Here is a 12,715-nt window from a genome sequence, read left to right as displayed (position 1 = left end):
AAGCGGCTTTACCCCCTCGCTCATATTGTAAAGTGTAGTCAGATTTTTTTAATGAGAGAGGAGAGAAAAAACTATGCATCATTGTCATCCTTGCTTTGGAGGGCATAAGCCTGTAGGACCTATTTGTACGACAGCTCCTGTCATTCATCCAACGAAACAATGCGTAACACATTCTTTTTCAACAACGGTGGTACCACACATTTTTCCAACTCATACAACGCATGTTCATCATCAACAAATTAAAAATCAAAACTTCTTCCCACAAACAAACTCGAACGTAAATGTTGTAGACCCTGGTGATCCAGGATCTGTTGGTGGATTTGGTGGTGGATTTGGCGGCGGATGTGGACCATGTGGTCATGGCCATCATCACCATGGGCATCAAATATCACCATTTGGACCAGGACCGAACGTGTCACCATTTGGACCAGGACCGAACGTGTCACCATTTGGACCAGGACCGAATGTATCACCATTTGGACCAAATATCGGACCAAACGTTGGTGGAATGTTTAAAAAGTAAATGATATGTTAGAACTAGCAAAATGCTAGTTCTTTTTTTGTAATTGGAGTGTTGATATGAAAGTTGTTGCTGTAACAGGATATAAGCCATTTGAACTTGGAATATTTAAAAATGATCATCCAGGAGTAGATTTTATAAAAAAGGCGTTGCATCGCAAATTAACTGCTTTTGTAGAAGAAGGTTTGGAATGGGTTATTATAAGTGGTCAATTAGGAGTCGAGTTATGGGCTGCTGAAGTTGTTTTTGAGATTCAAGTAGAATATCCAGATTTAAAATTAGCAGTATTTACTCCTTTTTTAGAACAAGAAGAAAATTGGAAGGAAGATAATCGTGAATATTACGAATTTATTCTTTCGCAAGCAGATCACATTGATAGTATTACGAAACGGAAGTACGAAAGCCCAGAGCAATTTAAATTAAAGAATCAATTTTTTATTGAAAAAAGCGATGCACTTTTAGCTGTATATGATGAAGAAAAGCCTGGGAGCCCTAAATATATTGTAGAAGCAGCTAAGAAAAAAGGAGAAATAGAAAATTATCACAGTTATTTCATTCTTTTTTCTGATTTACAAGATATAATGGAAGAGGAACAGTGGAATAATGCAGAGTAATATGTAATATAGTACTCGTATATTTGATTGACAAAAGGCATTGTTTCTGAAAAAATTTAGTTAATGAAAGCTTTGGCAAAAATTTGAGGTGAAGAAAATGATTTCGGATAAAATTAAATTAACAGCGAAAGATATTTTAGAAAAAGAATTTAAAACAGGTATGAGAGGTTATCAACAAGAAGAAGTAGATAAGTTTCTTGATATGATTATTAAAGATTATGAAGCTTTTCATAAGGAATTTGATCAATTAAAACAACAAAACGTTCGTTTGAAACGTGAATTAGAAGAGCAGAAAGTAGCGGCAACACAAGTTCCGCAACAACCGGTACAAACACCAGTTGCACAACCAGTGTATAACAATACGAATACAGATATTTTAAAACGTCTATCTAATTTAGAAAAAGCTGTATTTGGAAGTAAGTTATACGAATAAATTAAGGTAACAAAAAGGTTAAAGTATTTTACATAGAAAAAAACATTGCAAAATCTTTTTGTTTCCACTATACTAATGTTTGTCATAACGTTTGGGTAATCGCTGCAACGCCAACGTTGTAGAGGAAAGTCCATGCTCGCACGGCCTGAGATGGCTGTAGTGTTCGTGCCTAGCCAAGTCATAAGCTAGGGTATTCTGGCTGCAAAGCTGGTTTAACGGCAGGGAAAAAACCTAAGTCCTTTCGGATATGGTTTGACTACCTTTAAAGTGCCACAGTGACGAAGTCCTTGAAGAAATGATAGGAGTGGAACGAGGTAAACCCCACGAGCGAGAAACCCAAATAATGGTAGGGGAATCTTTTCCAAGGAAATGAACGACGGAAAAGGACAGGTTTTCGTAACCTGTAGATAGATGATTACCACCGGAGTACGAGGCGTGGGCCGTTTGCAGTACAAAGGAACAGAACATGGCTTACAGAACGTTATGAACCAACTATGAAATAACTCAGCTCTCCTTTGTTAGAGGAGGGCTTTTTATTTGTATGAAGTTATAAGTTGTGAGTTAAAATGGTAAGTGAGAATATTCTTCATAATATGTGATAATTAATAGGACAACATGTTATTAATTATTGTTTGATTATACATAAGAGGTGAATGCAAATGGGAAAAGTTACTTTAATTGCAACAGCGGCAATGGGTATTGAAGCGTTAGTTGCCCGAGAAGTTCGCGATCTTGGTTATGAATGTGAAGTGGAAAACGGAAAGGTAACGTTTGAAGCGGATGAAAAAGCGATCTGTCGTACGAATTTATGGTTACGTACTGCAGACCGTGTGAAAATTAAAGTCGGCGAATTTAAAGCAACAACATTCGATGAGTTATTTGAAAAAACAAAAGCGTTAAACTGGGGAGATTATATTCCAGAGAACGGTGAATTCCCTGTTATTGGGAAATCTTTGAAATCAACATTATTTAGCGTTTCAGACTGCCAACGTATTGTTAAAAAGGCTGTTGTTGAGAAATTAAAAACAACGTATAGACGCACAACTTGGTTTGAAGAAGATGGTCCGTTATTCCGTATTGAAATTGCAATGCTCAAGGATATTGCAACGTTAACAATCGATGCGAGTGGTGTAGGTCTCCATAAACGTGGATACCGTCTTGAGCAAGGTGAAGCGCCTTTAAAAGAAACATTAGCTGCGTCTTTAATTAAGTTAACAAACTGGAAGCCGGATCGTCCTTTCGTTGATCCTTTCTGTGGATCTGGTACGATTCCAATTGAAGCTGCATTAATTGGACAAAATATCGCACCAGGATTTAACCGAGGCTTTGCATCGGATGAATGGGGCTGGGTTGGTAAACAAAATTGGCGTGAAGCTCGTCAAGAAGCTGAAGATTTAGCAAATTATAATCAACCATTGCAAATCATTGGATCAGATATCGATCACCGTATGATAAGAGTTGCCCAAGATAACGCAGAAGAAGTTGGATTAGGGGATCTTATATCATTTAAACAAATGCAAGTAAAAGATTTCACGACAAAAGAGGAATATGGCTATGTTGTAACGAATCCTCCATACGGAGAACGTTTAAGTGAAAGAGCGCTTGTTGAAAAATTATATAAAGAAATGGGAGAGGTATTCCGCCCATTAGATACGTGGTCAATGTATTTATTAACAAGTTATGAAGCATTTGAGAAGTGTTACGGAAAAGATGCATCGAAAAAGCGTAAACTCTTTAACGGATTTATCCGTACAGATTACTATCAATACTTCGGAAAACGTCCACCGCGTAATTCGTAGTATAAAACTCCTCCAGCGCGCATATACTGGCTATTATGTAATGCGTAAAGGAGGAAGTGATATGGATAGTTTCCAATTATCAATGATTCAAAAAGCTATTCACCGTACGTATGATGAGCTCGGAAAAGAAGTGGATAGTCAAGGTGCGATTGTAGATGAAATACAAAAAGCGCAGGAAGAATATTTGTCAGCTCTTTCACATGAAACAGCGATTGATAAACGTTATTTAAAGTCATTAATATAGAAAAAAATTTTCCTTTTTCGAAAGGAAAATTTTTTTTCGTGTATTTCTATGTATGGCAACAGGGGAAAGCAACTGCATACATGTGAGTAGCAGTTGCTATATCTTTTTATAGAAAAACTGTTTGGTTGGAGGCTAAGGATGTTTACTGAGAATAGGTTACCATTTGAAGTAGGAAAACAAGATAATTTTTATGATAAGTTGAATGAGTGGATTGGAGATGTGTTTTACGACATCCTTCCGGAAAAAGGCTTTGAAGAGCGTGATGAACAGATTTTTATGGCGTTTCAGTTAGAGCGCGCTTTCCAAGAGAAGAAAGTTATGTTTGCAGAAGCAGGTGTAGGAACAGGGAAAACAATTGTATATCTTCTATATGCAATTTGTTATGCACGTTATACAGGGAAGCCAGCTATTATCGCTTGTGCAGATGAAACGTTAATTGAGCAGCTTGTGAAAGAAGAAGGAGACATTGCTAAGTTATCTGAAGCTTTAGGGCTATCTGTTGATGTTAGACTTGCGAAATCAATGGATAATTATTTATGTTTACGTAAACTTGAAGATGTTATGAGTGGACGAGCTCCAGAAGTAATTGAAGATGTATATTACGAATTACCTCAGTTCGTATTCGATCATGGTACGATGCAGAACTTTACTCACTATGGTGATCGAAAAGAATTTCCACTGTTAAATGACGAGGAATGGTCAAAGGTAAATTGGGATTACTTCCAAGATTGCTTCACTTGTGATTCTCGTCATCGTTGTGGTCAAACACTTTCTCGTGAACATTATCGTAAAGCTGCAGATTTAATTATTTGTTCTCAAGACTTCTATATGGATCATATTTGGACATATGATGCACGTAAACGTGAAGGGCAAATTCCATTGTTACCTGAAAGTAGCTGTGTTGTATTTGATGAAGGGCATCTTGTAGAGTATGCAGCGCAAAAGGCTTTAACATATCGTTTAAAGCAAACGATGATGGAACAACTTTTAACGAGATTGTTACAAAACGATATTCGTGAAGAGTTTGCACATTTAGTAGAAGAAACAATTTGGCAAACTGAACGATTCTTTGAGGTACTACAAGAGAATAAAAAGGAAATTGAAGGTTCTGATCGTTTAGAAATTACTGTAACAGAAAAGGTAACTGCTGAAGCGAATAGACTTTACGCAAAAATCGGTGAAGTTGGTGACGCATTAGTATTTGAAAGCGAAATGCATACAGTAAACACATACGATTTAAATATCGTTGATGAGCATTTAGATGTGTTAGAGCATTCACTTCGTCTTTTCATGCACGAGAAAAATGTAATTACGTGGGGTGAAGAAGGTGATGGTACCTTCACGTTAGTTATTATGCCGCGTGCAGTTGAAGAAGTGTTACAAGAAAAAGTATTCTCGAAGAAGATTCCGTATATTTTCTCTTCTGCGACATTATCTGACAATGATTCGTTCGCATTTACTGCGAATAGTCTAGGGGTAAAAGATTACTTATCATTCTCAGTTGCTTCGCCGTTTGATTATGAAGAGCAAATGACAGTAAACTTACTTCCGTATACGAAAGAAAATGAATGGGAAAGAAAGTGTCAATATACACTTGAAAATATACAAAAAACAAATGGACGTACACTCGTATTATTCCGTACAACGCAAGAACTTGCAGCGTTTAAAGAATATGTAAGTAAAGAGCAAATGTCAGTTCCGTTCCTATATGAAGGAGATCAAGAAATTAGTCAGCTCGTTTCTCGTTTCCAAAATGAAGAAGAGACTGTACTTTGTGCCGTTCATTTATGGGAAGGTTTAGACATTCCAGGTTCATCATTATCACATGTTATTATTTGGTCATTACCATTCCCTCCAAACGATCCTGTGTTTGAGGCGAAGCGTAAACATGTGAATGATCCATTCTGGGACGTAGATGTGCCTTATATGATTTTACGTCTTCGCCAAGGGATTGGACGTTTAATTCGTACAAGTGAAGATAAAGGTGCTATATCATTATTCTTATCAGATAATGAAGATGAAAAAGTGATAGAAGCAGTGAAGAAAGTACTTCCGGTAGAAGGAAAAGTACTTTAAGTGAAAAATGTTGTAGGGAAAAGTTTGGCAGTTGCCAAGCTTTTTTTCTATTAGAAAAGGAATTTATGTTTCAGTGTCGAAATAAGTTTGAGGTAGAAAAAGGAGGTTTTTTATACTATGACAGTTGCTACATATGAAGTGGAAAAACAATTTTTAACATATGTGAAGAAGATAGAGAATTACGGAGAAGCATTAAGCTTAATGTTTTGGGATTTAAGAACAGGTGCACCAAAGCAAGGAGTAGACCAGCGTTCAGAAGTAATTGGAATGCTTTCATCCGAAGTGTTTGCGATGTCGACTTCAGATGAGATGGGGAACTATTTAACTGAACTAGAATCTTTAATTGTTGAAAATAAACTTTCTGAAACGACAAAGAAAATGGTTGAAGAGTGTCGTAAAGAATATGATAGAAATAAGAAAATTCCACAAGCGGAATATGAAGCGTATGTGAAATTAGAAGCGAAAGCGGAAAGTGTATGGGAAGAAGCTCGCGAAAAATCTGATTTCGAAATGTTCCGTCCGTATTTAGAAAAAATTGTTGAATTTAAAAAGAAGTTTATTACATATTGGGGTTACGAAACGTATAAATATAACACGCTATTAGACATGTATGAGCCGGGAATCACAGTAGAAGTGTTAGATCATGTATTTGGTCAACTACGTGAACGTATCGTTCCGCTTGTGAAAGAAATTTCTGAGTCTAAAAAAGAATTAAAAACAAATGCTTTATCCGAACATTTTTCAAAAGAAAAACAAAAGAATTTTACTTTAGAGTTATTAAAACAATTGAACTATAACTTTGAAGCGGGTCGTCTTGATGAAACGGTACATCCTTTTGAAATTACATTAAATAGAGGGGATGTTCGTATTACGACTCGTTACGATGAGAAAGACTTCCGTATGGCTGTTTTCGGCACGATTCATGAATGTGGTCATGCTGTATATGAGCAAAATGTTGCAGAGGAACTAGAAGGAACACCGCTTTGCAGTGGAACATCAATGGGAATTCACGAGTCACAATCGTTATTCTTTGAAAACTTCATTGGCCGTAATAAGTCGTTCTGGAAGAAAAACTATGATTTGTTAAAGCGATATAGTGACGATCAATTTGACGGCGTATCAGTAGACGAGTTTTACGATGCGATTAATGAGTCAAAACCATCCTTTATCCGTATAGAAGCAGATGAACTTACATATCCGCTTCATGTTATGGTTCGCTATGAGCTGGAGAAAGAATTATTTGATGGCACATTGCAAGTAAAGGACTTACCAGCGGCATGGAATGATAAGATGGAAACTTATTTAGGTATTCGTCCAGAGAATGATGCACAAGGTGTATTACAAGACGTTCACTGGGCTGGTGGTTCATTTGGATATTTCCCATCTTATGCGCTTGGTTATATGTATGCAGCGCAATTTAAACATAGGATGCTAAAGGATATTCCAAACTTTGATGCATTATTAGAAGAAGGAAACGTGACACCAATTCGTGAATGGTTAACAGAGAATATTCACCAATATGGCAAAACGAAAAAACCACTTGAAATTTTAAAAGATGTGACAGGTGAAGGTTTAAATGCAAACTACTTAGCTGATTATTTAGAAGCTAAATATAAAGAGATTTATGAGTTATAAAACAGGAGCTGCTTAATTGCAGCTTTTTTTTATGAGGGAGTGAGAGAAATGGGCTATATGTTTACAGTAATGTCGCAAGCGGAAGCAGAAGAAATTGCATACAACTGGCATTATGAAGGGGAGTATTCTTTTTATGATATAGAGGCAGATCAAGAAGATTTAGTGGAGTTTTTAAATGCTCATATGAGAGGAAATACTACATTTGTCGTGAAAGAAAACGATAGTATAATTGGCTTCTTTAGTTTTTGTAAAATAAATAATCAAACGATTGATATAGGACTTGGAATGAGACCGGATATAACAGGCAATGGATTAGGTTTACAGTTCGTAAAAGCTGGATTAGACTTTAGTAAAGAAAAATATAACTGTGACTATATAACATTATCGGTAGCCGCATTTAATGAAAGGGCAATCAAAGTATATAAAAAAGTAGGGTTCGAAGCAGTTGGGACTTTTATTCAAAAAACGAATGGCAGTTGCTTTGAGTTTTTGAAAATGAACTATATATGTAAAAATGATTAAGAAACAGAAGGGGGCTTCTGTTTTTTTATTTTGATGTAGAAATAAATGATGTTTGTTTTTGTACTTGTTGTAATTAGAAGTTTTGAAATTTTGGAAGAGGATGTGTATGATTGAAGTTTAGTAGCAAATAGCAAGTTTAGTAAGGAGAGGTAGTATGATTACAATTAAAACGAAAAATGAAATAGATTTGATGCATGAATCTGGGAAGTTACTAGCTTCCTGCCATAGAGAAATTGCAAAAATGATGAAACCAGGTATCACTACACAAGAAATTGATACGTTTGTTGAAGCATATTTAGAAGAGCATGGTGCCAGATCCGAACAGAAAGGGTATAACGATTATCCATACGCAATATGTGCATCTGTGAACAATGAAATGTGTCATGGGTTTCCAACAGATGTTCCTTTAAGTGAAGGAGATATTGTGACAATTGACATGGTAGTAAACTTAAATGGTGCGCTTTCGGATTCTGCATGGACGTATATAGTTGGAGATATTTCTGATGAAGCAAAAAGGTTATTGTTAGTAGCAGAGAGAGCTTTATATAAAGGGATTGAGCAAGCAATAAGTGGTAACCATGTTGGAGATATTGGACACGCAATTGAAAGTTATGTAGCCTCTGAAGGGTTTTCTGTTGCAAGAGACTTTACGGGACACGGAATTGGTAAAGAAATTCATGAGGAACCAGCAATTTTTCATTTTGGTAAGCCAAGGCAAGGACCAGAATTACAAGAAGGAATGGTAATTACAATTGAACCTATTGTAAATGCCGGTATGCGATATTCTAAAGTAGATTTAAACGGATGGACTGCACGGACGATGGATGGGAAATTATCTGCACAATATGAGCATACAATTGCGATTACGAAGGATGGTCCTATCATATTAACGACGTTGTAATATGAAATGTGAAAGTTTGAAAAACTCGAACAAAAACGGTGTTTTCATAAAATTCGTACGTGTTTTTTCGATAAATGCTTTTCAAAGTGAAAAAAGTGCGTTATAATCCTTCTATAAATAAATAAGTTAGCTACACTCATATAATCGCGGGGATATGGCCTGCAAGTTTCTACCGAAGTACCGTAAATACTTTGACTATGAGTGAGGACGAATATATTTGCTTGTTTAGCATTCTTTTTTGCGAAACTCCAAAAGCACGTCTCTCACTTGTAACGAGTGGTGGCGGCTTTTGGAGTTTTTTATTTGCATAAGAGGAGGAACTAACATGAAAGTATTACAAGAAAAGATTTTGAACGAAGGAAAGGTTTTATCTGGTGATGTATTAAAGGTAGATGCATTTTTAAATCATCAAATTGATCCAGTACTTATGCAAGAAATCGGAAAAGAATTTGCTAAGCGTTTTAAAGAAGAGAACATTACAAAAATCGTGACGATTGAATCTTCAGGCATTGCGCCAGCGGTTATGGCTGCTCTAGAGCTTGGTGTAAAAGTAGTTTTTGCAAGAAAGCGTAAATCGTTAACGTTACAAGATAATATGTATGTTGCGAAAGTATACTCATTTACAAAACAAGAAACGAACGAGATTTCATTATCTCGAAATCATATTGATGAAAATGATCATGTATTAATTATTGATGACTTTTTAGCAAATGGTCAGGCTGCTTTAGGTTTAATGAGTTTAGTAGAGCAAGCCGAGGCAAGTATTGCGGGAATTGGCATTGTTATTGAAAAAGCATTTCAAGATGGAGGAAAGAAACTGCGTGAACAGGGAGTTCGTGTTGAATCACTAGCAGAAATTGCATCACTTGATAACGGCACAGTTACATTTGTACAGCAAGAAACTGCGGAGGTGAACTAACGATGAAGCAGCATCCATTTAAAATTGCATCGCTGGGCATTCAGCACATGCTTGCTATGTATGCTGGCGCAATTATTGTTCCGCTTATTGTTGGTGGGGGACTTGGTTTAAATCAACAAGAATTAACGTATTTAGTATCGATTGACTTATTAATGTGCGGCGTAGCAACGATTTTACAAGCATTATCAAATCGCTTTTTCGGTATTGGGCTTCCGGTTGTACTTGGTTGTACATTTACAGCGGTTGGACCGATGATTGCAATTGGTAAACAATACGGCGTGTCCTCTATATATGGAGCAATTATTGCAGCGGGATTATTTGTTGTTATTTTCGCGAAATTATTTGGGAAACTTGTAAAACTGTTTCCTCCTGTTGTAACAGGATCTGTCGTTACAGTCATTGGGGTTACACTTGTTCCGGCAGCTATTAATGATATGGCTGGAGGAGTTGGAAGCAAAGATTTTGGAAGTTTAGAAAATTTAGCTTTAGCATTTGGTGTTTTATTATTTATCATTATTATGTATCGTTTCTTTGACGGATTTATCCGTTCAATCTCTATATTACTTGGTCTTTTGTTCGGTACAATCGTTGCAGCATTTATGGGGAAAGTAAGCTTGCAAGCGGTTGGAGAGGCAGATTGGTTCCACGGTATTCAGCCGTTTTACTTCGGTACACCAACATTTGAATTAACGCCAATTATTACGATGATTCTCGTTGCTTGCGTAGGAATTGTGGAAGCAACAGGTGTATATTTTGCATTATCTGATATTTGCAATAAAAAGATCGGTGAAAAAGAATTAACAAAAGGTTATCGCGCAGAAGGATTAGCAATGGTTCTAGGTGGTATTTTTAACGCATTTCCATACACAACATATTCTCAAAACGTAGGCCTTGTTCAATTAACTGGAGTAAGAAATCGCGTTATTATCTATACTTGTGGTGGTATGTTAATTGCTCTTGGGTTTATTCCTAAAATCGCAGCCATTACAACAATTATTCCGAAATCAGTACTTGGCGGTGCGATGTTAGCAATGTTTGGGATGGTAATGGCGTATGGCATTAAAATGTTAAGCAGTGTTGATTTTGGAAAACAAGAGAATTTATTAATCGTTGCATGTTCTGTCGGAATCGGACTTGGTGTTACAGTCGTTCCAACGTTATTCTCACAGCTTCCGGAAAACATTCGTATTTTAACTGATAACGGAATTGTACTTGGAAGTGCATCAGCAGTACTTTTAAATATTGTATTTAATATGGTGCCGCAGCGTAAAGTGAAAGTAAAAGAAGAGCCAGTTCCCATGCAAAGTGCAGTAAGAGAAGCGTAAAAAAGCAAGGTCTCATTAAGAGACCTTGCTTTTCTTTTTAAGTGGCATCATCTTACCGTACGTACCAAGGCGCCAAATGTATTCAAGTGGCCCGTATTGATAACGAGAAAGCCACCAGCGGCTAATGAAGATTTGTAGCGTGTAGAAACCGATGCAAAATAGTGGTCCGACCCATAATGGAGCGGGATAATAATTTTTGCAAAATAGACCGAATACAAGTAACGTAACAATTGTATGCGTGATGTAATTTGTTAACGCCATTCGTCCGACATATTGGAATGGACGTAATAATTTTTGCCATCTTTCTTTTTGTAATAAGCGCATGAGTGTGAAAATGTAGAAGATGAACAATGTTTTTCCGCTAAACATTGTAAAGGCACTCATGTAAATCGGATCATAAGGTTGTTTTGACAAGAAATAACGAACCATAAAGAACCACATTGGTAATGTTAAAACGAACATAATAATTTGCCATTTTTTTAGTTTTGGATCTAATTCTTTTGAGCGGCGGAAAATATCTTTTTTGCCAGCATATAAACCAAGCAAAAATAATCCAACTGTTTCTGGAAGCATGAATGCACTTAGCCCAATTGCTTCAGAATAAAACGCATGGAAACGATTTTGTATTTGTAACATCCAGTCCTCTAATGGCATGATTGGTAAAGAGAGTCCTAGCTCATCTCTTGGCATTAAGGCAATTCCAATGCTAGTAATTAGCATTAAAAATTGAAAAATGCTTAGTAAAACTAATGCCCAAATCAAAATAGTACGAGGTTCTCTCTTATAAAATAACAATAAGAAAAATCCAGCGATTGCATAACTATGTAAAATGTCTCCATCCCATAAAAGAACGTAATGCAAGAAACCAAACAATAATAAAATGAGAAGACGGCGAACAAACAAAGTTTTTGGACGATCTGTTTTCGCCTCAGCACGATTCATAAAGATATAAAAACCTAATCCGAATAAAAACGAAAAAATAGTATAAAATTTCGTTTGAATAAACATATCGTAAAATAGGCGGATGTAGCTGTCTACTCCTTCGTAAATCCCTGAAATTTCACTTGAGTCAACTCCGGCAATAACTGGCCAGTTAACAAGAAAAATACCGAGTACAGCTATTCCTCTAATGATATCAATTGAGTGTATCCTCTCGCCTTGTGTGAGATTTTGTGTCATTATTTCCCTCCTTATTAAGTAAATCCCTTTTATTATACAAAATGTAAGAGGAAGGGGATAGAGGGTATTTCCAATTTTTAAAACTGTTAAGATGTGCAATATGAGATATAATAAGGTTGCACAGCAAGTTTTAAACTTCTTTAAAACAGGCAGTAAAGCTCCTTTTCCCGAAGGAGCTTTCTTTTTTAGAAAAATGTTGATAATGATTCTCTTTAATGATAAAATGTATTCAAAAGTGATAATCATTATCAAAAAGGTTGGTGTGTTAATATGGTGTATGCACTTGTTGCAGGAACAATTGCTATATATATTGGTGTTACAAAGTATGTATTAAATGGAGTAGGAACAACAAAATGAATAATATTACATAAAATCCCTTTCATTTGTAAAAAGAATGAAAGGGATTTTTTATTTTTGATGTGAATATGCTGAAAATTTAGTATGATAATAAAGTGAAACTTTAATCAGCGGGGAGGTCTATCTCTCACTGATTATTAGCCCGCGCGAAACAGGCTTTTACTGCCACAAATAGCGGGATAAAGTATATA

General features: G+C 36.1%; 12 protein-coding genes, 1 other RNA gene and 1 riboswitch. Of the genes, 12 read left to right on the top strand and 1 reads right to left on the bottom strand.

Annotated features, from left to right (window positions below; all coding sequences use genetic code 11):
* Positions 1 to 73 precede the first annotated feature (73 nt).
* The 12 genes from QCI75_RS19085 to pbuX all read left to right on the top strand — a co-directional run bounded on the left by QCI75_RS19085 (position 74) and on the right by pbuX (position 10,988).
* Complete coding sequence (locus QCI75_RS19085) at positions 74 to 523, top strand: CotD family spore coat protein (protein ID WP_215552650.1); 450 nt, start codon at positions 74 to 76, stop codon at positions 521 to 523.
* 56 nt (positions 524 to 579) lie between these two features.
* Positions 580 to 1,134 carry an SLOG family protein gene (locus QCI75_RS19080; RefSeq protein ID WP_144504791.1) on the top strand — a complete coding sequence of 185 codons (555 nt, stop codon included), beginning with the start codon at positions 580 to 582 and terminating at the stop codon, positions 1,132 to 1,134.
* 97 nt (positions 1,135 to 1,231) lie between these two features.
* Complete coding sequence (gene gpsB, locus QCI75_RS19075; protein ID WP_000622428.1) at positions 1,232 to 1,567, top strand: cell division regulator GpsB; 336 nt, start codon at positions 1,232 to 1,234, stop codon at positions 1,565 to 1,567.
* An 87-nt stretch (positions 1,568 to 1,654) separates the two neighbouring features.
* Positions 1,655 to 2,046: RNase P RNA component class B (rnpB, locus tag QCI75_RS19070), an RNA gene on the top strand.
* Positions 2,047 to 2,226: 180 nt separating this feature from the next.
* Entirely contained in the window at positions 2,227 to 3,366 is a 1,140-nt protein-coding gene (locus QCI75_RS19065) for a THUMP domain-containing class I SAM-dependent RNA methyltransferase (RefSeq protein ID WP_002117767.1), read from the top strand.
* A gap of 61 nt (positions 3,367 to 3,427) precedes the next feature.
* Positions 3,428 to 3,610, top strand: coding sequence for a DUF3921 domain-containing protein (locus QCI75_RS19060; protein ID WP_000376895.1), 183 nt, complete (start codon positions 3,428 to 3,430; stop codon positions 3,608 to 3,610).
* 138 nt (positions 3,611 to 3,748) lie between these two features.
* A complete protein-coding gene (locus tag QCI75_RS19055) occupies positions 3,749 to 5,686 on the top strand; it encodes an ATP-dependent DNA helicase (RefSeq protein WP_098776805.1) in 1,938 nt (645 codons plus the stop codon).
* A 117-nt stretch (positions 5,687 to 5,803) separates the two neighbouring features.
* Complete coding sequence (gene ypwA / locus QCI75_RS19050) at positions 5,804 to 7,321, top strand: carboxypeptidase (protein WP_144504789.1); 1,518 nt, start codon at positions 5,804 to 5,806, stop codon at positions 7,319 to 7,321.
* A 48-nt stretch (positions 7,322 to 7,369) separates the two neighbouring features.
* Positions 7,370 to 7,843 (top strand): GNAT family N-acetyltransferase, encoded by a 474-nt coding sequence (locus QCI75_RS19045; protein ID WP_144504787.1) that lies wholly within the window; start codon positions 7,370 to 7,372, stop codon positions 7,841 to 7,843.
* Positions 7,844 to 7,997: 154 nt separating this feature from the next.
* The gene (locus QCI75_RS19040; RefSeq protein ID WP_144504785.1) at positions 7,998 to 8,744 is read left to right on the top strand and encodes a type I methionyl aminopeptidase; all 747 of its coding nucleotides are present in this window, start codon (positions 7,998 to 8,000) and stop codon (positions 8,742 to 8,744) included.
* Between the two features lie 116 nt (positions 8,745 to 8,860).
* A riboswitch (purine riboswitch) is annotated at positions 8,861 to 8,962 on the top strand.
* A gap of 107 nt (positions 8,963 to 9,069) precedes the next feature.
* On the top strand, positions 9,070 to 9,663 hold the full coding sequence (locus tag QCI75_RS19035; RefSeq protein WP_070141561.1) for a xanthine phosphoribosyltransferase: 594 nt from the start codon (positions 9,070 to 9,072) through the stop codon (positions 9,661 to 9,663).
* 2 nt (positions 9,664 to 9,665) lie between these two features.
* The gene (gene pbuX / locus QCI75_RS19030) at positions 9,666 to 10,988 is read left to right on the top strand and encodes a xanthine permease PbuX (RefSeq protein ID WP_002135328.1); all 1,323 of its coding nucleotides are present in this window, start codon (positions 9,666 to 9,668) and stop codon (positions 10,986 to 10,988) included.
* A 15-nt stretch (positions 10,989 to 11,003) separates the two neighbouring features.
* Here the strand turns inward: pbuX and QCI75_RS19025 are convergent, their stop codons facing one another.
* Entirely contained in the window at positions 11,004 to 12,167 is a 1,164-nt protein-coding gene (locus QCI75_RS19025; RefSeq protein WP_144504783.1) for a DUF418 domain-containing protein, read from the bottom strand.
* Positions 12,168 to 12,715: the final 548 nt, after the last annotated feature.

This window comes from Bacillus cereus group sp. RP43 (assembly GCF_040459645.1).
In the GTDB taxonomy this organism is placed as follows: Bacteria; Bacillota; Bacilli; order Bacillales; family Bacillaceae_G; genus Bacillus_A; species Bacillus_A mycoides_C.
Note: the sequence above shows the minus strand (reverse complement) of the source record. Positions and strands in the feature narration are given on the sequence as shown.

Bases quoted from the DNA above. Each gene is read 5' to 3' on its own strand.
- QCI75_RS19085 (WP_215552650.1), top strand. From the start codon at position 74: ATGCATCATTGTCATCCTTGCTTTGGAGGGCATAAGCCTGTAGGACCT.
- QCI75_RS19080 (WP_144504791.1), top strand. From the start codon at position 580: ATGAAAGTTGTTGCTGTAACAGGATATAAGCCATTTGAACTTGGAATA.
- gpsB (WP_000622428.1), top strand. From the start codon at position 1,232: ATGATTTCGGATAAAATTAAATTAACAGCGAAAGATATTTTAGAAAAA.
- QCI75_RS19065 (WP_002117767.1), top strand. From the start codon at position 2,227: ATGGGAAAAGTTACTTTAATTGCAACAGCGGCAATGGGTATTGAAGCG.
- QCI75_RS19060 (WP_000376895.1), top strand. From the start codon at position 3,428: ATGGATAGTTTCCAATTATCAATGATTCAAAAAGCTATTCACCGTACG.
- QCI75_RS19055 (WP_098776805.1), top strand. From the start codon at position 3,749: ATGTTTACTGAGAATAGGTTACCATTTGAAGTAGGAAAACAAGATAAT.
- ypwA (WP_144504789.1), top strand. From the start codon at position 5,804: ATGACAGTTGCTACATATGAAGTGGAAAAACAATTTTTAACATATGTG.
- QCI75_RS19045 (WP_144504787.1), top strand. From the start codon at position 7,370: ATGGGCTATATGTTTACAGTAATGTCGCAAGCGGAAGCAGAAGAAATT.
- QCI75_RS19040 (WP_144504785.1), top strand. From the start codon at position 7,998: ATGATTACAATTAAAACGAAAAATGAAATAGATTTGATGCATGAATCT.
- QCI75_RS19035 (WP_070141561.1), top strand. From the start codon at position 9,070: ATGAAAGTATTACAAGAAAAGATTTTGAACGAAGGAAAGGTTTTATCT.
- pbuX (WP_002135328.1), top strand. From the start codon at position 9,666: ATGAAGCAGCATCCATTTAAAATTGCATCGCTGGGCATTCAGCACATG.
- QCI75_RS19025 (WP_144504783.1), bottom strand. From the start codon at position 12,167: ATGACACAAAATCTCACACAAGGCGAGAGGATACACTCAATTGATATC.